At 59.1% G+C, this 19,547-nt stretch carries 13 protein-coding genes; 6 read left to right on the top strand and 7 right to left on the bottom strand.

Translation table 11 applies throughout. The features are described 5' to 3' along the window. Window positions 1-25: 25 nt before the first annotated feature. The 6 genes from cysM (at window position 26) to HF945_RS10170 (ending at window position 7,598) form a co-directional block, all read left to right on the top strand. A complete protein-coding gene (cysM, locus tag HF945_RS10195) occupies window positions 26-931 on the top strand; it encodes a cysteine synthase CysM (RefSeq protein ID WP_290522504.1) in 906 nt (301 codons plus the stop codon). Then, window positions 928-1,704 (top strand): 3'-5' exonuclease, encoded by a 777-nt coding sequence (locus tag HF945_RS10190; RefSeq protein ID WP_290522503.1) that lies wholly within the window; start codon window positions 928-930, stop codon window positions 1,702-1,704. The genes cysM and HF945_RS10190 overlap by 4 nt, the downstream gene beginning before the upstream one ends. A 99-nt stretch (window positions 1,705-1,803) precedes the next feature. Then, a complete protein-coding gene (gene rlmD, locus HF945_RS10185) occupies window positions 1,804-3,144 on the top strand; it encodes a 23S rRNA (uracil(1939)-C(5))-methyltransferase RlmD (RefSeq protein WP_290522502.1) in 1,341 nt (446 codons plus the stop codon). 92 nt (window positions 3,145-3,236) lie between these two features. Then, on the top strand, window positions 3,237-5,474 hold the full coding sequence (gene relA, locus HF945_RS10180) for a GTP diphosphokinase (RefSeq protein ID WP_290522501.1): 2,238 nt from the start codon (window positions 3,237-3,239) through the stop codon (window positions 5,472-5,474). Between the two features lie 160 nt (window positions 5,475-5,634). Then, window positions 5,635-6,417 carry a nucleoside triphosphate pyrophosphohydrolase gene (gene mazG / locus HF945_RS10175; protein ID WP_290522500.1) on the top strand — a complete coding sequence of 261 codons (783 nt, stop codon included), beginning with the start codon at window positions 5,635-5,637 and terminating at the stop codon, window positions 6,415-6,417. A 176-nt stretch (window positions 6,418-6,593) separates the two neighbouring features. Next, window positions 6,594-7,598: a porin gene (locus tag HF945_RS10170; protein ID WP_290522499.1), complete on the top strand. Its 1,005-nt coding sequence runs from the start codon at window positions 6,594-6,596 to the stop codon at window positions 7,596-7,598. A gap of 1,071 nt (window positions 7,599-8,669) precedes the next feature. On the opposite strand, the gene HF945_RS10165 is transcribed toward HF945_RS10170, so the two are convergent. The 7 genes from HF945_RS10165 to HF945_RS10135 all read right to left on the bottom strand — a co-directional run bounded on the left by HF945_RS10165 (window position 8,670) and on the right by HF945_RS10135 (window position 19,544). Beyond that, window positions 8,670-10,499 (bottom strand): long-chain-acyl-CoA synthetase, encoded by a 1,830-nt coding sequence (locus tag HF945_RS10165; protein WP_290522498.1) that lies wholly within the window; start codon window positions 10,497-10,499, stop codon window positions 8,670-8,672. A 244-nt stretch (window positions 10,500-10,743) separates the two neighbouring features. Next, window positions 10,744-12,711, bottom strand: a complete 1,968-nt coding sequence (locus HF945_RS10160) for an acetyl/propionyl/methylcrotonyl-CoA carboxylase subunit alpha (protein WP_290522497.1) — start codon at window positions 12,709-12,711, stop codon at window positions 10,744-10,746. Window positions 12,712-12,856: 145 nt separating this feature from the next. After that, the gene (locus tag HF945_RS10155; protein WP_290522496.1) at window positions 12,857-13,663 is read right to left on the bottom strand and encodes an enoyl-CoA hydratase-related protein; all 807 of its coding nucleotides are present in this window, start codon (window positions 13,661-13,663) and stop codon (window positions 12,857-12,859) included. A 212-nt stretch (window positions 13,664-13,875) separates the two neighbouring features. Further along, complete coding sequence (locus HF945_RS10150; RefSeq protein WP_290522495.1) at window positions 13,876-15,033, bottom strand: acyl-CoA dehydrogenase family protein; 1,158 nt, start codon at window positions 15,031-15,033, stop codon at window positions 13,876-13,878. Between the two features lie 178 nt (window positions 15,034-15,211). Continuing rightward, on the bottom strand, window positions 15,212-16,822 hold the full coding sequence (locus HF945_RS10145) for an acyl-CoA carboxylase subunit beta (protein WP_290522494.1): 1,611 nt from the start codon (window positions 16,820-16,822) through the stop codon (window positions 15,212-15,214). After that, window positions 16,822-17,691, bottom strand: coding sequence for an SDR family oxidoreductase (locus HF945_RS10140; protein ID WP_290522493.1), 870 nt, complete (start codon window positions 17,689-17,691; stop codon window positions 16,822-16,824). The genes HF945_RS10145 and HF945_RS10140 overlap by 1 nt, the downstream gene beginning before the upstream one ends. A 71-nt stretch (window positions 17,692-17,762) precedes the next feature. Continuing rightward, window positions 17,763-19,544 (bottom strand): acyclic terpene utilization AtuA family protein, encoded by a 1,782-nt coding sequence (locus HF945_RS10135; protein ID WP_290522492.1) that lies wholly within the window; start codon window positions 19,542-19,544, stop codon window positions 17,763-17,765. Window positions 19,545-19,547 lie beyond the last annotated feature (3 nt).

The following is a 19,547-nucleotide window of genomic DNA, read 5'->3' as shown; positions in this document are numbered from 1 at the left end:
CCCGGAATTAGGTACAATTCGCGCCATGAATCTGAAAACCATCGAACAGACCGTGGGCAACACGCCCCTGGTGCGCCTGCAGCGGATGCCGGGCGATACCACCAATACCCTTCTGGTAAAGCTGGAAGGGAATAATCCGGCGGGGTCGGTGAAGGACCGTCCTGCCCTGAACATGATTCTCAAGGCGGAAGCCCGCGGTGAGATCAAACCGGGTGACACCCTGATCGAAGCGACCAGCGGCAATACCGGTATTGCCCTGGCCATGGCCGCCGCCATGCGCGGGTATCGCATGAAATTGATCATGCCGGCCAATCAGAGCCAGGAGCGTCGAGATGCCATGGCGGCCTATGGCGCGGAGCTCATTTCCGTGAGCAAGGAAGAGGGCATGGAAGGGGCCCGGGATCTGGCCCAGGCCATGCAGGCCCGCGGTGAAGGCCGGGTGCTGGACCAGTTCGCCAACCCGGATAACCCGTTGGCTCACTATGAAAGCACTGGGCCGGAGATCTGGCGCGACACCGCGGGTGGTATCACCCACTTTGTCAGCTCCATGGGGACCACAGGCACCATCATGGGCTGCAGCATGTATCTGAAGGAACAGAATCCGGATATCCAGATCGTGGGTCTCCAGCCCACCGAGGGCTCTGCCATTCCCGGCATACGTCGCTGGCCAAAGGAGTACCTGCCGTCCATTTATGATGATCGCCGTGTGGATCAGGTGATGGATATGGATCAGGCACTGGCGGAGCAGACCATGCGTCGCCTGGCCCGGGAAGAGGGCATCAGCTGCGGAGTCTCGTCTGGAGGCGCGGTGGCCGGTGCTTTGCGCCTGAGTGAGCAGCTGGAAAATGCGGTGATTGTTGCGATTATCTGTGATCGCGGTGACCGCTACCTGTCCACCGGGGTATTTCAGGCAAATGAGGAGCAGGGATGAACGTACTGGTATTTGATATTGAAACCATTCCGGATCTGGATGGCGGTCGCAAGATCTATGATCTGGACGGCCTGAACGACAAGGACACCGCCAGTGCGCTGCTCAATTTGCGTCGCCAGGAGAACGGTACCGAGTTCCTGCGTCTGCACCTGCATCGCATCGTGGCCATTTCTGTGGTGCTGCGTTCCACGCAGGGGATCAAGGTATGGTCGCTGGGCGATGAGGACAGCTCGGAAAAGGAATTGATCGAGCGCTTCTTCGATGGCATCGAGCGCTTCACCCCCAATCTGGTGAGCTGGAATGGGGGCGGCTTTGATTTGCCTGTACTGCATTACCGCGCGCTAAAGCACGGTGTGCAGGCACGCCGTTACTGGGACACCGGCAACGAAGATTCCAGTTTCAAATGGAACAACTACCTCAGCCGCTACCATCAGCGCCATCTTGACCTGATGGATGTGCTGGCCATGTACAATGGCCGTGCCAATGCACCGCTGGATCAGATCGCCACCCTGCTGGGCTTTCCCGGCAAGATGGGCATGAGTGGTGCCAAGGTGTTTGATGCCTTCCAGGACGGGGACATCAAAGGCATTCGTGATTACTGCGAAACCGATGTGTTGAACACCTGGCTGGTCTATCTGCGCTTCCAACTGATGCGCGGAGACCTGGACCCGGTGGGCTATGAGCAGGAACTGACCCTGCTCAAGGACTACCTGGCGGAAGAGGGCCTGCCGCATTTCCAGTCTTTCCTTGAGTCCTGGCAAAAAGGCAGTTAACAGTTATCAGTGAACAGTTAACAGCGAAACCAATCCGATACTCTGCAGGACGTCGGTGATGACGTCCTGGGGTTCATGAATCCCACCGATTGAGAAACCATGGCACGTAAACGCAAGCCGCTTCCGGAGACACCGGAACCCGCCAGCATTGAATCCCTGAGTCACGATGGTCGGGGTATTGCCCGCCGGGATGGCAAGACCACCTTTATCGACAACGCCCTGCCTGGCGAAGAGGTGATGTTCAAGTTCACCTACATGCGCAGGAAGTTCGACGAGGGCAAGGCGGTAGAGATCGTCAAGGCATCGCCGGACCGGGTCACGCCGCCCTGTGAACACAGCAACCTGTGTGGCGGGTGCAGTTTGCAGCACATGAGCCCCGAGGTGCAGATCGCGCGCAAGGAAGCGGTGCTGCGTGAGCAGCTGGAACATTTCGGCGGGCTGGCCCCGGAGCAGTGGCTGGAACCCTTGACCGGGCCAGTAACCGGTTACCGCAGCAAGGCGCGTATGGGGGTGAAATATGTGGAGGCCAAGGAGGAAACCCTGGTGGGCTTCCGCGAGAAGCGCAACAGCTTTATCGCCCAGCTGCATGGCTGTGAGGTGCTGGTACCCCAGGTGGGACACCGTTTGGATGAGTTGCGGGCACTGATGCACAGCCTCAAGAGCCGTAGCCGTATTCCCCAGATCGAACTGGCGGCGGGCGATGACATTGTGGCGTTGATTATTCGTCATCTGGATCCACTGCCCGAAGACGATCAGCAGGCCCTGCTGGCGTTCTGCCAGCCTCTCGGTTGGCATCTTTACCTGCAGCCGGGCAACGAAAGCACGGTGCATCGCATCTGGCCGGAACTGACCGGCGCCGAGCATGAAGAACGGCTTTACTATCGTCATCCCTCAGCGGACGTGGAGCTGGCTTTCCACCCCACGGATTTCACCCAGGTGAACGCCGAGATCAACCGCAAGATGGTGCCCTTGGCACTGGATTTGCTGGACATAGCGCCGGAGCACACGGTGCTGGATCTGTTCTGTGGCCTGGGCAACTTCACCATCCCGGCGGCAAAACGGGCGGCCAAGGTGGTGGGTGTGGAAGTGAGTCAGTCCATGGTCAAGCGTGGTTACGAGAACGCTGAGCGTAACGGCTTGAATAACCTGGAGTTTCACGCCTGGGACTTGAGCCAGGATGTGCATGGTCAGGCGTGGGCGACAAAGGAGTATGATCGTATTCTCATCGATCCACCGCGCACCGGCGCGCTGGAGATGGTGAAGCTCATGCCCAGGTTTGGTGCAAAGAAAATTGTTTACGTTTCCTGCAATCCGGCCACACTCGCTCGGGATGCCGGGGAACTGACTGCCCTGGGATACCGTCTCAAGGCAGCGGGCGTGATGGACATGTTCCCGCACACCACTCATGTGGAATCCATCGCGTTGTTTGAAAAAAGATAGCAACAAGCAGCACGCTTCACGCAACACGGGAAAAGAACCTCCGCATGTTGCGTGGTGCGTGAAGCGTGCTGCGTGCTGCGTGAGGAACTCTAATGGTAACTGTTCGTCGACAGCCTGAAGGCGCCGCCAGTCATTGGCGTGACTGGCTGGCCCAGCTGGAAGCCCGTGCGCCGCTGCGTAACCTTGAACAGCTGGAGCAGGCCTGTGAGCGGGCCGAGCAATGTCAGCTGGCAGGCGAAGCGGCAGGCCGGCACTGGCCCTACGGCAAGGGCTGCCTGGATATCGGTCTGGAAATGGCCGAAGTGCTGGTGGACCTGGGCGCCGATACGGATGTACTGCCCGCGGCGATCCTCTACCGGACGGTGCGTGAGGGGCAGATGTCCCTGGTCGAAGCGGAGAAGGAGTTCGGCCCGGAGCTGGCGCGCCTGATTGAGGGCGTATTGCGCATGGCGGCCATCAGCACTTCGCTTAACCCCACCCGCAAGGCGGTGCTGGGCCAGCAGGATGGCCAGCTGGACAACATGCGCAAGATGCTGGTGGCCATGGTGGACGACGTGCGCGTGGCCCTGGTCAAGCTGGCGGAACGAACCGTTATCATCCGTGCAGTCAAAGAGGCCGAGCCGGAGCGCCAGCGCAAGGTCGCCCAGGAAATCTTCGATATCTATGCGCCACTGGCACACCGTCTGGGGGTGGGGCAGCTGAAGTGGGAACTGGAAGATCTGTCGTTCCGGTACCTGCAGCCCGGTGCCTACAAGAAGATCGCCAAGTTGCTGGATGAAAAACGGCTGGATCGCGAGCAGTACATTCAGGATGTACTTGAGCAGCTGCGTGGTTATCTGGACAAGAACGGTATCCCGGGTGCGGAAGTGCACGGTCGGGCCAAGCACATTTACAGCATTTGGCGGAAAATGCAGAAAAAGCATCTGGACTTCGGCGAAGTCTATGATGTGAGGGCCGTGCGCATTCTGGTGCCCGAGGTCCGGGATTGCTACGCCGTGTTGGGGATTGTTCATTCCCTGTGGAAACACGTCCCCAAGGAATTCGACGACTATATTGCCAGCCCCAAGGGCAATGGCTACCAGAGCCTGCACACTGCGGTGGTGGGGCCTGAGCGCAAGATGTTGGAAGTGCAGATCCGTACCTTCGACATGCACGAAGAAGCGGAGCTGGGTGTCTGTGCCCATTGGCGCTACAAGGAAGGGGCCAAGAAAGGCAAGGGTGGCGTCAGCGATTACGAACAGCGCATTGCCTGGTTGCGCCAGGTACTGGAGTGGCACGAAGAGCTGGGCGAAGACAGCCCCGATGCCATGGTGGACGAGCTGCGTCATGGCATGGCCAGCGAGCGTGTCTATGTGTTCACCCCGGAAGGCCATGTGGTGGATCTGGAATCCGGTGCTACGCCGGTGGATTTCGCTTACCACATCCATACCGAGGTAGGGCATCGTTGCCGGGGTGCCAAGGTGAACGGCCAGATCGTGCCGCTCAACTACACCTTGAACACCGGCGAGCAGGTTTCCATTCTCACCGCCAGGGAAGGGGGGCCCAGCCGTGACTGGCTGACGCCGTCACTGGGCTATGTGGCCACATCCTCGGCCCGCGCCCGTATACAGCAGTGGTTCAAGAAACAGGATCGTGATGTCCATATTACCCAGGGGCGTGCCATTCTCGAAAAAGAGATGTCCCGGCTGGCGTTGGACAAGGTGGACCTGGATGAGCTGGCGCCCCACCTTAATCTGAAAGCCGGCGACGACGTATTGGCAGCCCTGGGGGCCGGCGATCTGCGCCCCGGCCATGTGGTCAATCAGGTGCAGTCCCTGCAGCCGGATCACAGCCAGCAAGAGCTGGACTTTGTGCCGTCCCGTCCCAAGGCGACCCAGAGTGGTGATGTTACCATCCAGGGGGTAGGGAACCTGCTGACCCACATGGCGGGCTGCTGCCAGCCGGTCCCCGGTGATCTGGTCATGGGCTTCATTACCCAGGGGCGTGGCGTGACGGTACACCGCGCGGACTGTGAAAAACTGTTGGCCATGCAGAGCGAAGACCCCAACCGGGTTATCGAGGTGACCTGGGGGGAAGCGGACCGGATTACCTACCCGGTGGACATCTTCCTGCGCGCCTGGGACCGGCAGGGGCTGCTCAAGGATGTGATCGCGGTGCTGGCCAACGAAAAGGTCAATGTCACCGCGGTCCACACCCAATCCCATCAGGATGACAACACCGCCACCATGCTCCTCACCCTGGAGATCGCCTCCCTGGGCAACCTGGGCAAGGTGCTGGCCAAGATGGATCAGCTCAAGGGGGTGCTTGAGGTTCGGCGCTATAAAAAGTAGTGAACAGTTAACAGTGAATAGTTAACAGTTCGCGAGCTGGCGTTACCTGTATTTGAAGCACGCGGGCCGCGCTCAGGCATGGGCGCGGCGTAAAGCCATGAAGAATGAACGGCGGGTGACCGCGCCGCTGCTCACTATTCACTGTTAACTGTTCACTGCTATGTCTGACTCCCCGATTTCCAAACTGCTCTCCATCATGGCCCGCCTCCGCGACCCCGAGTCTGGCTGCCCGTGGGATATCAAGCAGGACTTTGATTCCATTGCTCCCTACACCATTGAAGAAGCTTTTGAGGTGGCGGAGGCGATTGCGCAGCGGGATTACCCGGAGTTGAAGGAGGAGCTGGGTGACCTGCTGTTGCAGGTGGTGTTCCACTCCCAGATGGCCCGGGAGCAGGGGCTGTTCGATTTTAATGATGTGGTTCAGGTGTTGTGCGACAAGATGGTTCGTCGCCACCCCCATGTGTTTGCCGATGATCCGGCCGCAGACGAGCAGGCGGTGAAAGCCAATTGGGAGCAGATCAAGCAGCAGGAGCGGGCTGCCAAGGGACGAGACCATGACAGTGCTCTGGATGGTGTTCCTGCAGGCCTGCCAGCGCTGCAGCGTGCCGCCAAGGTCCAGAAGAAGGCCGCCCGGGTGGGGTTTGACTGGCCGGAGACTGACCCGGTGCGTGGACAGGTGAATCTGGAGCTGGCGGAACTGGATGAGGCGCTGCAGAACGGTCACAAAGCGGCCATCGAAGATGAACTTGGCGATGTCATATTTACCCTGGTCAACCTCTCCCGGCACCTGAAAATCGATCCTGAACAGGCACTGCGAAAATCCACCGCCAAGTTTGAACGGCGTTTCCGCGCAATGGAACGGAATCAGCCGCAGCCCTTGAATTCTCTGGGGTCTGAGGCCCTGGAGGCGGCCTGGAAAGCAGCGAAAAAAACTGCAGATTGACCCGTATTTACCCGTGCTTGTTCCTCTGAAATAAAAACTTCATATAAGAGCAACTTTTCCGTCATTACTACTCCCCATACTGCGCAGCCAAGCAGTTAAGCGATGCTTTAAAGACAAGGCATCAGTCTCACTGTTGCTTTGCCAATTACATATTGCCTGATTGAAGGAGTGTTGGAATGAAGAAGAATTTGCTTGCGATCGCTGTGGGGGCTGCCGTTGCCATGCCTGTTGTTGCTCTGGCTGACGGTCCGACCGTTTACGGTAAAGTAAACGTATCCCTTGAGAACGCTGAGTTCGATGATGGTGTTAACCCGAGCGAAGACCAGTGGGAACTGAACAGCAATGCTTCCCGTCTGGGCGTGAAAGGCGATTTTGACCTGGACGTTGCTGGCCTGAAAGCCATCTACCAGGCTGAGTTCGAAATCAACGTTGATGACGGCGACAAGAGTGGCCAGACCATCACCCAGCGTAACATCTACGGTGGTTTGAAAGGCGGTTTCGGTACCCTGAAAGTGGGTAAATTCGATACTCCCACCAAGAAAGCCCAGGGCAAGATCGACCAGTTCAACGATATCGGCGGTGATATCAAGAACATCCTGTCCGGTGAAAACCGTGCTTCCAACATCATCCAGTACAGCACTCCGAAACTGGCTGACATGCTGACCCTGAACGCTGCTTTCATCCCCGCTGAAGGCGATGATCTGGACGGTGACGGCGAAGCTGAAACTGGCCTGGCTGATACCCTGTCCATCTCTCTGGTGGCTGAAAAAGACATGTTCTTCGGTGCACTCTCTCACGATGCTGACATGGAAGACGAGCTGGTATCTGACGAGACTGGCGTTAGCCCCGCAATCGATATCACCCGCGCCGCGGTTGGTCTGAAGCCGGGCAACCTGGAACTGGGCCTGCTGTACCAGATGGCTGAAGAAACTGAAGGTGATGGCGAAGAAGATTCCGTTGTGGCCAGCGCTGCCTTCAAGATTGATCGCGTGAAGCTGAAAGCCCAGTACGGCATGACCGAAGGTGATGTGTCTGAAGAAGAAGTGACTCAGGTGAGCCTGGGTGCAGACTACAAACTGGCCAAAGCCAGCAAGGTCTACGCTTACGGTACCCAGCTTGAGTTCGACGTAGCTGACACTGAAGAGACCATCTTCGGTATCGGTATGGAACACAAGTTCTAAAATAATAAGGCCGGGTGCGCTTCACCGCGTTACCCCGGCCGTGATTTCCTCGACGCAAGTGACAGCTGCCCGCCTTTATGGCGGGCTTTTTTTGTTGCCGCTCTGCGGCCGCAGCACGCTCCAGGCAACATGCCCCACGCGAAAAGACTAAAGGCGCTATTTTCCACAGAGGTTACAGAGAACGGTTCTTGGCAGATCTCGAACAAGGGTGTTTGCTCTGTGGCAAGGGCGCCGTAGGGCGGAAACAGGCGAAGGCCTGTCTCCGCCGTGGTCTCTGTGGCGGAGATGCCCTGAGGCATTTCCACCCTACGATACTTCGCGAATGCATCAGGTTTCACGCACCACGAAAAGATGAAAGGTGTCGTACCCTCTCTCGGTAGGAGCCTGCCTGCAGGCGATTGCCCCGCGACAGTGAAATGCAGGCATACCCTGAAGGGCACAGAGTGCTTCCACGGGTGCCGCTGTCCGCTGTGGGAGTTTGCCTGCAAACGAAGCCTTTCCCAACCTTCACCAAAACCATTTGGCCCGCAAGCCCGCTCCCACAGTGCGGCTTCTCCCGATTTCGGCTTCAGCATGTTGCGTGAAGCATGATGCTTGCTGCGCCCGCAAAGCGGGCAACAAAAAAAGGTTCATCGCGGATTAGCGGGAAAGCAGATTGGTCAGACGTCTGAAGTCGGACGTCTGACGCAAAAGACAGAAAACAGGCAGCCCCCAAGCTCTTGCGCAATGCACCTGCCACTACGCTCACAAGCACTGCAAACCCGCAATGCTGTTCACTTAAGCTCAAGGTCTCTGTGGGAGCGTGCTTGCACGCGAATGGCGCGCTCTGAAATAAAGGCTTCGCGTGCGAGCACGCTCCCACAAAAAACTAAAATCACGACCTAAATGAACAGCATGACTGCAAACCCGGGGTTTGATTTGGGCGTCAGACTTCTGACGTCCGACCTTCGACCAGGCCGCTTAACTTTCCCTCAAATCCGCGAAGAGCCAAAAAAAAGCCGCCCCCGTTGCCGGGGACGGCCTTTTATGCGCCCTGGCGTATTGCCTCAGGCGTGATGTGTGCAGCGTGCCTTAGAAACGGTACGCGCCGCCATCAATGCCTTTCTGGGTTTCTTCGTCCAGGCGCTGGTAGCAGCTCTCACCGGGCAGAAGGACATACACGGGGTTGTCCTGCTGGGTCAGATCGTACTTTTGCTCTTTCAGCTTGTTCTTCTGGTGCTTGAAGGTGCCCGTGGTTTCCATTTCCTGCTCGTTGATGCGCAGGAATACCGGAATCGCATAGGGCGGCAGCTCTTGCTTCAGATAAGCACACAGACCCGGGTAGTCAAACTCTTCATGGGAGCAGGTCAGGCGAACCTGGGCCATGCCGGCACGGCCATTGGTGTTGGGGATTTCCACACCGTAGACCACGGATTCCTGAATACCATCGTAGCCATCCAGAATCTGTTCCACTTCGGTGGTGGACACGTTCTCGCCTTTCCAGCGGAAGGTGTCGCCGAGGCGGTCCACAAACTGGGCGTGACGGAAGCCGATGTCGCGCATCATGTCGCCAGTGTTGAACCAGGCGTCACCTTTCTTGAATACATCACGGAAGATGGACTTCTCGGTCTTTTCCGGATCGGTGTAACCATCGAAGGGGGTCTTGTCGGTGATCTCACCGAGCATCAGCCCCGCTTCACCACGCTTCACCTTGATCATATTGCCGTTGCTGTTGCGTACCGGCTCTTCGCGTTCCTTGTCGTACTTGACGATGGCATAGCTCACCGGAGAGAACCCCACGGTGTTGTCGAAATTGAACACATTGGAGAACGCCACGTTGCCTTCAGAAGAGGCATACAGCTCAACCACACGGTCGATGCCGAAACGCTGTTTGAAGTCCTTCCAGATGCTTGGACGCAGGCCGTTGCCAACAATGGTATGCACCTGGTTGTCCTGGTCGTTGGGCTTCTCCGGCTGCTCATGCAGGTAGCGGCACAGCTCACCCACATAGCCAAAGGCGGTGCAGTTGTAGCGACGGATATCTTCCCAGAAGCCGCTGGCGGAGAATTTCCGTGCGATTACCAGAGAGCCCGCGTTGGCAATGGCGGAAGCCCAGCAGACCACCATGCCGGTTGCATGGTAGAAGGGAAGGGTGGTGTAGATACGGTCGTTCTTGCCAAGGCGAACTGCAGAGAAGCCAAAGCCGCCGTAGGCTTTTTCCCAGCGACCGTGGTTGAACACGACCGCTTTGGGCAGGCCAGTGGTGCCGGAGGTGTAAATGTAGAACAGCGGGTCTTTCAGGAAAGTCTGGCGGGTGGAGGCAGGATTCTCGCTGGAACAATCCTTGATTTCGCTGGCCAGGTTCTTGTAGCCCTCGGGGGCATCACCCGGGTTTTCCAGGGTGTCCTGATCGGCAAAGTAGAAGTAGTTGTCCTTCAGATCCAGATCAGCGCGTACCTCTTCAATGGACTCCACCAGTTCAGCGCCAACGATGGCGGCCTTGGGATTGACCAGGTTGAAGGAGTGAACCAGCACCTTGCCGCGTTGCGAGGTGTTGATCAGGGCGGCACAGATGCCCAGCTTGGCACAGCCAACCACGGTGGCCAGCAACTCCGGGCGGTTCTCGATGTTGACCGCAATGGTGTCGCCCTTTTTCAGGCCAATGGACGCCAGATAGTCAGCAATACGGTTGGCCCAGGCGTTGAACTGCTTGTAGGTCAGCTCGGTGTCCTCATAGAGCACCGCGGCGCCGTTGGGGTTGATGCTGGTGGCATGCTCGATGGCAACACCCAGACCAAGCGGTTTGTTGGTATCGGTGGTCTTCGCCATCCGGGAACCCTTGATCATGGCGGGGAGATTGGAAACCAGTTCGGGAACCCGGGACAGGATCTGGGGCAACGTAATGATGTCTGCGCTGCTCATGGGAGCTCCATGTTATGTGTGTTCTTGGAAAGGCCGGAGAGGTTCAAGGGGGAGGCCTTGCCCTAATCAAGGCGGGCAAAATGGTGATCTCCCCTGACGTCTCGGTCAGGCCCTGAAATTGGCAAGCGGGGCGCTTACCTTAACCGTAGCACCAGGGCAGGGCAAGCTGAGTGCCCCTTGCCAGCCCGCGAAATACGTGGGCTGGCAGGTTTTGGCCCAAAATGCACGATGGCAATTTCAGCCATTATGATGCATTGGCCGAGGCGCTGTCTGTGGGCGTCAGGTTAACCAGTAACTGCTGGCGTTTGACCTGATCACCAGCTTTCAGCGACAGGGATTCCACCACGCCGTCGCAGTCCGCCTTGAGGCTGTGCTCCATTTTCATGGCTTCCAGGGTGACCAGCACCTGGCCCTTGCTGACGGCGTCGCCGGCCTGCACCTGCACTTCCACGATGGCGCCATCCATGGGCGCCCGTATCTGCCCGGAGCCGGCCTGATCGGCGCCGCCCACGGCCGCATGGGTACGATCCTCGAAGCAGGCGGTGTGGCCCATGAATCGCAGCCACAGCTGTCCCTCCTGCTGGAACATCTGGTATTCCCGGGTAATGCCGTCCACGCTGATGCGCCCCTGGCAGGTGTGAGCCAGTCGAACAGTGCTGTCTCCCAGGGTGACGGCGATATGGTCTTGTGAATAGTACAGACTGACAGCCCTTTCCTCGTCCTGGCAGCCAAGTTGTAATGGCTGATGCCCCACCGAGCTGGAGTGCCAGCCGGCCAGTGCCGGGTGGGCACTGTGTTGGCGACTGATCAGCATGGCAGCCAGTGCCCAGAGGCTATCGGGCAAATCGGCACCCGTGAGGCAAGGGTCATTGGCAAAATCATTGCCGATAAAGGCGGTGGTGGCATCGCCGCTGGCAAACACCGGGTGGCGAAGGATGGCGGCCAGGTACTGGCGATTGTCCCGCACGCCCATCAGACCGGTGTCTTCCACGGCACGGAGCAACCGACGGCGGGCATCTTCACGGCTGTCCCCCCAGGCGATGATCTTGGCCAGCATGGGGTCGTAGTGGCTGCCGATTTCCTGGCCTTCGACCAGGCCGTGATCAATGCGGACGCCATCACCAGTAGCCGGCTGCCACTGAAGCACCGGGCCGGTCTGGGGCATGTAGTTCTGCGCCGGGTCTTCGGCATAGAGCCGTACTTCCATGGCATGACCGCTGAGGCGAACCTGCTCCTGGGTGAGAGGCAGGGGCTCGCCACGTGCCACCTTGATCTGCCAGGCGACCAGATCCTGTCCGGTGACCAGTTCGGTCACCGGGTGCTCCACCTGGAGCCGGGTATTCATTTCCAGGAAAAAGAATTCGCCGCTGGGGGCGAGCAAGAACTCTACCGTACCTGCGCCTACGTAGTTGCAGGCCTTGGCGGCATTCACGGCGGCCTCGCCCATTTGTTGACGCAGCGCTTCGTTGACGGCCGGAGAGGGCGCTTCTTCCACCACCTTCTGGTGTCGGCGCTGCACCGAGCAGTCGCGCTCGCCCAGATGGATGACATTGCCATGGCGGTCACCAAAGACCTGTATCTCCACATGTCGGGGTTCCATCACCGCCCGTTCCAGAATCAGTTCATCACTGCCAAAGGCACTGGCGGCTTCCTGGCGGGCGCTCTTGAGCTGGGCCGTGATCTCGTCTGCGTCGGTCACCACCCGCATGCCACGGCCGCCACCGCCAGCACTGGCCTTGATCATCAGTGGCAGGCCGATTCGTTGTGCTTCTTTCAGCAGCGTTTCGTCACTCTGGTCTTCGCCTTCATAGCCGGGGATACAGGGCACTCCCGCCTCAATCATGGCGATCTTTGATAACCGCTTGGAGCCCATCAGGTGAATGGCATCTTCATCCGGGCCGATGAAGGTGATGCCTGCTTCCTGGCAGGCCCTGGCGAAGCCAGCATTTTCTGACAGGAAACCGTAACCCGGATGCACCGCATCGGCCCCGGTGTTCTGGCAGGCCTCAAGCAGGGCCTCCATGTTCAGGTAAGACGCACTGGCAAGGGCAGGGCCAATGCAGACTGCTTCGTCAGCCAGCTGCACATGCCGTGCGTCGGCATCCGGCTCGGAATACACGGCCACCGTCCGGTAACCCAGCGACTGGGCGGTATGGATAACCCGGCAGGCAATTTCACCGCGGTTGGCAATCAGGATTTTTTCAAAGCTCATTGTGTTTCCTTACCGGCAACCCGGTTTAATCTTTAGCCGCGTAGGTCGGAAATGGGCGTCAGCCCATCTCCGACATGGCCTTGTGATTGGCTCGAACTGATTTGTTCATGGCGGAGATGGGCTGACGCCCATTTCCGCCCTACACCTATTGATTCCAGCTTGCCGGACGTTTTTGCACGAAGGCCATGGTGCCCTCCTGGCCTTCCTCGCCGTTGACGGCGGCGGCGAAATCCACGGCGGCCTGATCGAGCAGGGTATCCATGGCTTCATGGCCCACCTTGAGAACCAGCGCCTTGGTCACGCGGTTGGCATGGGGCGCACAGCGGCGCACCGCCTTGAGGGTGTTGGCTAGAGCGGCTTCAAGTGAAGTCTCGTCATTGGCGACTTCATGGACAATGCCGAGACGCAGGGCCTCTTCGCCCTTGAAGCGCACCCCGGTCAACGCCAGCCGGCGTGCCTGGGTCAGACCGATGCGTTCCACCACGAAGGGGGCGATTTGCGCGGGGATCACGCCCAGGCCGGTCTCTGGCAGACCAAAGGTAGCCTCGCTATGGGCAAGTGCCACATCGGAAATACAGGCCAGCCCGAAACCGCCGCCCAGCACCGCGCCTTCCAGCACGGTGATCACCACCTGGGGTTGCTGATTGGCGGCGGTAATCATTTCGCCGAAACGTCGATTCAGGGACACATAGGCGTCACCGCCCCCGGCGGCGGCCTGCTGACGGGCCCCGGCCATATCCTTGATATCGCCTCCGGCACAGAAGTGCCCACCGGCCCCTCGCAACACGATGGCGCGAACTTCCGCTTCATCTTTCACCGCCTCAAACACCGCCAGCAGCTCGTTGACCATGGTCAGGCTCATGGCGTTACGGCTGTCGGGGCGGTTCAGGGTCACGTGCAGCACTGGGCCGTCCAGGCTGAGGTTGAGTGTTTCGGTTGTGGGTAATGCCATAAAATCCTCTCTACAGAGCCGCTGCAGGAGCGCCGCTTGAGACGCGAAAAGCGAGTTGAAAGTTAAAAGTTCAAAGTTGAAACGCGGACCAGATTCTTTGCCTCATGACATTCCGCTGAGCCGCGCTTCGGCGTGTATGCGCGGGCACGACATTGCTCGTGTGGCACGGCCATCAGCGCGCTTTTAAACTTTCAACTTTAAACTTTGGACTCTTATTTCTTTTTGCCCGGCAGAATGTCCATGGTCTTGCAGATAATCCCGAGCATCACTTCATCAGCGCCGCCGCCGATGGAACCAAGACGTCCGTCACGGTAAAGCTGGCCGGCGGGGTTTTCCCACATGAAGCCGTTGCCACCCCAGTACTGCAGGCAGCTGTCGGCCACTTCGCGGCTCAGGCGGCCCACTTTCAGTTTGGCCATGGAGGCCAGCTGCAGCACATCCTTGCCGCCCACATACATTTCGCAGGCACGGTAGGTGAGGGCACGCAGCGCTTCCAGGTCGGTCTGTAGTTCGGCGAGACGGAAATGGACACTTTGGTTGTCGATCAGCGGCATGCCGAAGATCTCGCGGTCCTTCGCATAGGCGATGGTTTCATCGATCACATGCTGCATACCCATCAGGCTGTTGGCGGCGGCGAACAGGCGCTCTTCCTGGAACTGCATCATCTGCATCATGAAGCCCATGCCTTCCTGACCAATCAGGTTGCGTTGCGGCACGCGCACGTTGTCGAAGAAGACCTGTGCGGTTTCAGAAGAGCGCATGCCCAGCTTGTTCAGCGGCTTGTCCACGGTAATGCCGGCGGCATCCCGGGGGACCACGATCAGTGACTTGTTCATGTGCGGCTTGTCATCAGAGGTGCAGGCCAGCAGGCAGAAGAAGTCGGCACTGGGGGAGTTGGTGATCCACATCTTGGTGCCGTTGATCACATAGTCATCGCCGTCTTTTTTGGCGCTGGTGCGGGTGTTGGCCACATCGGAGCCAGCATGGGGTTCTGACACAGCGATGGACGCCACCATGTCGCCGGCGATGGCCGGCGCCAGGTAGTCACGGCGCAGTTCGTCACTACCAAAGCGAGCAAGTGCTGGTGTGGCCATGTCAGTCTGAACACCCACTGCCAATGGCACGCCGCCGCAGTGAACCCGGCCCATCTCTTCACTCATGACCAGGCCGTAGGAATAATCCAGCCCCATGCCGCCAAACTCTTCGGGCTTGGTCACCCCCAGCAGACCCAGATCCCCCATTTTCTTGAACACCTCATGAATCGGAAAACGCCCGGCGTCCTCCCATTCACGCACGTGGGGATTCAGTTCTTTTTCCACAAAATTGCGGACGGTACGGCGAAGTTCTTCGTGTTCCTGAGTGAAAATCATTGGAAGCGTCCTGTTGTTTGGCTCGGTTTGCCGAGCGCTTCTTGATCTGTCGTTGTTTATGAATTTGGTGGTTGAGTGAACAGTTAATAGTTAACAGTGAATAGCTAATTCAAAACCGCCATGGCTGGCAGGGACGGGGTTTTGCTGTTAACTGTTCACTATTCACTGTTAACTGCCTCTACAGTCTCGCGATGCCAAACGCATTCGGATGCAGCTGCCGCTGGTCGGCGTCGGCGCAGACGTCCAGGGCGTAGGCGACAACCTTGCGGGTGTCCCTGGGATCGATGATGCCGTCGTCCCACAGCCGGGCCGTGCCGTAGAGGGCAGTGGACTGGCTGTCCAGTTTTTGGGCGGTGGATTGCTGTAGCATGTCGAGCACCTTTTCATCGGGTTCAATGCCGGAGGCTCGCTGTTTGGCTTCGGCCACGATGCGCAGCACGGTACCAGCCTGTTGACCGCCCATGACGGCCACTTTTGAATTAGGCCAGGCGAAGATGAAACGCGGATCCAGGCCGCGACCACACATGGCGTAATTGCCAGCGCCATAGGAGCCGCCGATGACCACTGAAATCTTCGCTACCCGGGCGTTGGCTACCGCCTGCAGCATCTTGGAGCCGTGTTTGATCACGCCGTTCTGTTCCGCATCGGTACCCACCATGAAGCCGGTGGTGTTGTGAAGAAACAGTAGAGGGCGGCGGGTCTGGTCGCACAGCTGGATAAACTGGGCGGCCTTGGCGGCACCCCGGGGCGTAATAGGGCCGTTGTTGCCGATGATGCCCACCGGTTTGCCCTCAATGGTGCTCCAGCCACACACGGTGGCGTTGTCCCATTCACTCTTGAAATCCAGAAATTCCGAGCCGTCGACGACGCGGGCGATCACTTCGCGCACGTCGTAGGGTTTTTTGGAATCCGCCGGGATCACGCCGAGCAGTTCTTCCGGGTCGTAGGCGGGCGCCTGGTGAGCAGGAGCGGGTTCTGCGGCGCGCTGCCAGCCCAGCATCTTCATCAGCTCACGGGCCTGACGAATGCCGTCGGCATCGTTTTCCACCAGGTATTCGGCGGTGCCGGCAATGCCGGCATGCATTTCAGCGCCGCCCAGTTCCTCGTCGGTGGCCACTTCACCGGTAGCGGCTTTCAGAAGCGGTGGGCCGGCCAGAAACATCTTGGCGCGGTTGCGTACCACGATGACGTAGTCCGACAGACCAGGCTGGTAGGCGCCGCCGGCGGTGGCGTTGCCGTGTACCACGGTAATCTGGGGGACCCCTGCGGCAGACAGGCGCGCCTGATTGGCAAAGGTGCGCGCACCTTCCACGAACACGTCAGCGGCGTAATTCAGGTTGGCGCCACCGGATTCCGACAGGCTGACCACCGGCAGTTTGTTTTCCAGGGCAATGCGCTGCAGGCGCAGCGTCTTGTGCAGCCCGGAAGGGGTTACCGTGCCCCCCTTGATGGCCGAGTTGGAGGCAGTGACCAGGCAACGAACACCGGATACATAGCCAATCCCGGCGATCACGCCACCGCCGGCCTCGGTGCCGTCCTTGTCATCATGCATCTTGAAGCCGGCCAGGTTCATCAGGCTCAGAAACGGCGAACCCGGATCCAGCAGCCGAGCAATGCGCTCGTTGGGCAGTAACTGGCCGCGCTTTTCAAACTTGGGCCGCTTGCTTTCGGTGGCATCCATTACCGTTTTTTCAATGCCACGGAATTCCGCCACCGCCGCCAACAGGGCGTCACGGTTCTGGCGGTATTCTTTGCTCTGGGTATCCAGCGCAGATTCAATAACAGTCATCAGAGATCCTTGAATACATCCGGGGTGGTGGCTCGATGGAAACCATCGAAGGGCTGGCTCTTGTCGTGGGGAGGCAGCGGGAAGATCGCCACATTGCCCTGGCTGGCTGCGCCATCAATGCGCAGGGTGTCGCCGCTGATAAAGGCGGCGGCATCGCTAAGCAGGAAGCAGATGGCACCGGACACCTCTGATTCGTTACCCATGCGCTGCAGGGGGACGGCGGCCTTGAGCGTCTTGAGCGTTTGTTTGAACCCTTCCGGGTAGGTGTCCATGCCGCTGGACATGATCCAGCCGGGCGCGACGGCGTTCACCCGCACGCCGCAGCTGCCCCATTCGTAGGCGGACGTCTGGGTGAAGTTCACCATGCCGGCCCGGGCTGCGCCGGAGTGCCCCATGCCTGGCATGCCCCCCCACATGTCCGCCACGATATTCACGATGGCACCGCCATTCTGGTTCATGCCCTGGGTGAATACTTCCCGGGCCATCAGGAAGCCGCCGGTGAGGTTGGTGCGCACCACGGTTTCCCAACCCTTCTGGCTGATCAACGCCAATGGACTAGGGAACTGACCGCCAGCGTTGTTGACCAGACCGTGGACAACAGTGACCGCCTTATAGACGTCGGCCACGGTAGCCTTGACGGCGTCCTCGTCGCGGATGTCACAGGAGAAACCGATGGCGCTGCCTCCGTCTTCCTCGATCTCGGCGATAACCGCATCCAGCTTTTCCTGCTTGCGCCCAATCAACACCACATGGGCACCCAGAGAAGCCAGTTCATGGGCGGTACAGCGGCCAATGCCGGAGCCTCCACCGGTGACGATGATGTTCTTGCCGGCAAACAGGTCGGGTTTGAAAACGGAGCGGTATGACATGGTGTTTCCTTGTTTGTTGTTGAAAGCGTCGGACGTCCGTCGTCTGACGTCCGACGCCTAAATCAAAATCATCAGAGCAGTTCGTCAGCAATGTCCTTGCTGACGGGGACAGGCATATCCAGCAGCTGCTGGGCGAAGGCCTTGCCCTGCGGATCGATACGCAGGGAGGCAATGCCGCCACCGCCCAGCGCATTTTTCAGCAGAAAATTGAAGGCATTCATGCCGGGCATGGCCCAGCGGCTGACGCTGCCGGTATTCGGATCCAGCACGTGTTGCATGTAATCGGCAACGCTGGCTTCCGTCAGCGCCGCATTGATAAATGGCAGGTACTCGGGTTGACGGGCAATGACGCCGATATTGGCGTGGTTGCCCTTGTCTCCACTGCGCGCCCAGGCCAGCTTGACCAGGGGCACAGTGACATCGCCATTGGCCAGATCCAGTGTCGGGTCGGCAGGCAGTTGCTCCACGTCGAACGGCTGACCTGCGGGAATAGCCACGGGCACCGTTTCTCCATTCACATCCACCGTGACCGGCACGAGGCTTTTGTTCACCAGTGTCGAGAACAGTCGAATGCGCGGGAATGGCTTGGGCCGGCCGCCGACCAGACCGGACAGACCCGGCGCCATGCCCGTGGCCGCCTGGGCAATTTCCCGGGCGAACAGGCCCAGTGCCTTCTTGTCATCGTGCAGCGCAGCAATCTTGACCACCACCTCACGGGTGTCCTGCCGTTGGCGCTGATCCCCATAGGTGCTTTCGCTGCCGAGGATTTCCACGCTGGTTTCCCGGAACGGTGCCATGCCCAGCTGCTGATAAAGACCACTGACTTTTTTCAGGATGGCATCGGCGACCACCAGGCCTTTCTCGGGGGCATCGATGCCACCCATCAGGAAGGAGGCGGTGATCTTGTTGCCGTCTGGATAGGTGGCGGACACCTTGTAGCTGTCGGTGGGGGCGCGGCCTCTGGCGCCGCTGACACTGACCCGGTTTTCTCCCACCTGTTCCAGTTGTACACCGGTAAAGTCACAGACCACATCGGGCAGCAGGTAGGCACGGGGGTCTCCGATTTCGTAGACGATCTGTTCGCCCACCGTGGCAGGGGTAATCAACCCGCCGGTGTTGTCCGGCTTGCTGATAATAAAGTGACCATCGGCATAACATTCGGCGACCGGGAAGCCCATGTTGTGGAAGTCAGGCACCTCTCGCCAGTCGGTGAAATTGCCGCCGGTGCACTGGGCACCGCATTCGATCACATGGCCCGCCAGTGAGCCCTGGGCCAGCTTGTCGTAGTCATCATCGGCCCAGCTGAATTCGTGCATCAACGGGCCAAGCACCAGAACAGAATCCGCAATGCGTCCTGTCAGAACAATATCGGCACCCGCATCCAGAGCCACCTTGATGGGCAGTGCGCCCAGATAGGCATTCATGGTCAGAGTGACGGGGGGCAGGGCCGCGCCGCTGTCCAGCTCTGTGGCATCGGCAAACTCGCCACGGCGGGGGTTCAGATCATCGCCCTCGACCAGGGCAATATTCAGTTCAACACCCGCTTCGGCAAAGACCTTCTGCAGGGCATCACGACAGGCACGGGGATTCACCCCCCCGGCGTTGCTGATCACCTTGATCTTCTTCGCCTTGATGTCCCGGGCCAGTGGGGCCATAACATTGGTCACGAAGTCATGGGCATAGCCGGCGTTCGGGTCTTTCATGCGTGCCCCGGCCATGATCGACAGGGTGACTTCGGCCAGGTAGTCGAAGACCAGATAATCGATATCGGTCTGGTGGACCAGCTGAAAAGCCGCACTGTTGGTGTCGCCCCAGAAGCCGGCGGCGCAGCCGATGCGAATCGGGTCGGTCATGAT

Source organism: Alcanivorax sp. (assembly GCF_017794965.1).
Classification (GTDB): domain Bacteria; phylum Pseudomonadota; class Gammaproteobacteria; order Pseudomonadales; family Alcanivoracaceae; genus Alcanivorax.
The sequence above is the reverse complement of the archived record's forward strand: the minus strand, read 5'-3'. Positions and strand labels throughout refer to the sequence as shown.

What these genes read in the sequence shown, in the direction of transcription:
- HF945_RS10135 (WP_290522492.1), bottom strand. Translation starts at nt 19,544, where the DNA reads ATGACCGACCCGATTCGCATCGGCTGCGCCGCCGGCTTCTGGGGCGAC.
- HF945_RS10160 (WP_290522497.1), bottom strand. Translation starts at nt 12,711, where the DNA reads ATGAGCTTTGAAAAAATCCTGATTGCCAACCGCGGTGAAATTGCCTGC.
- mazG (WP_290522500.1), top strand. Translation starts at nt 5,635, where the DNA reads ATGTCTGACTCCCCGATTTCCAAACTGCTCTCCATCATGGCCCGCCTC.
- HF945_RS10155 (WP_290522496.1), bottom strand. Translation starts at nt 13,663, where the DNA reads ATGGCATTACCCACAACCGAAACACTCAACCTCAGCCTGGACGGCCCA.
- relA (WP_290522501.1), top strand. Translation starts at nt 3,237, where the DNA reads ATGGTAACTGTTCGTCGACAGCCTGAAGGCGCCGCCAGTCATTGGCGT.
- HF945_RS10150 (WP_290522495.1), bottom strand. Translation starts at nt 15,033, where the DNA reads ATGATTTTCACTCAGGAACACGAAGAACTTCGCCGTACCGTCCGCAAT.
- HF945_RS10145 (WP_290522494.1), bottom strand. Translation starts at nt 16,822, where the DNA reads ATGACTGTTATTGAATCTGCGCTGGATACCCAGAGCAAAGAATACCGC.
- HF945_RS10140 (WP_290522493.1), bottom strand. Translation starts at nt 17,691, where the DNA reads ATGTCATACCGCTCCGTTTTCAAACCCGACCTGTTTGCCGGCAAGAAC.
- rlmD (WP_290522502.1), top strand. Translation starts at nt 1,804, where the DNA reads ATGGCACGTAAACGCAAGCCGCTTCCGGAGACACCGGAACCCGCCAGC.
- cysM (WP_290522504.1), top strand. Translation starts at nt 26, where the DNA reads ATGAATCTGAAAACCATCGAACAGACCGTGGGCAACACGCCCCTGGTG.
- HF945_RS10170 (WP_290522499.1), top strand. Translation starts at nt 6,594, where the DNA reads ATGAAGAAGAATTTGCTTGCGATCGCTGTGGGGGCTGCCGTTGCCATG.
- HF945_RS10190 (WP_290522503.1), top strand. Translation starts at nt 928, where the DNA reads ATGAACGTACTGGTATTTGATATTGAAACCATTCCGGATCTGGATGGC.
- HF945_RS10165 (WP_290522498.1), bottom strand. Translation starts at nt 10,499, where the DNA reads ATGAGCAGCGCAGACATCATTACGTTGCCCCAGATCCTGTCCCGGGTT.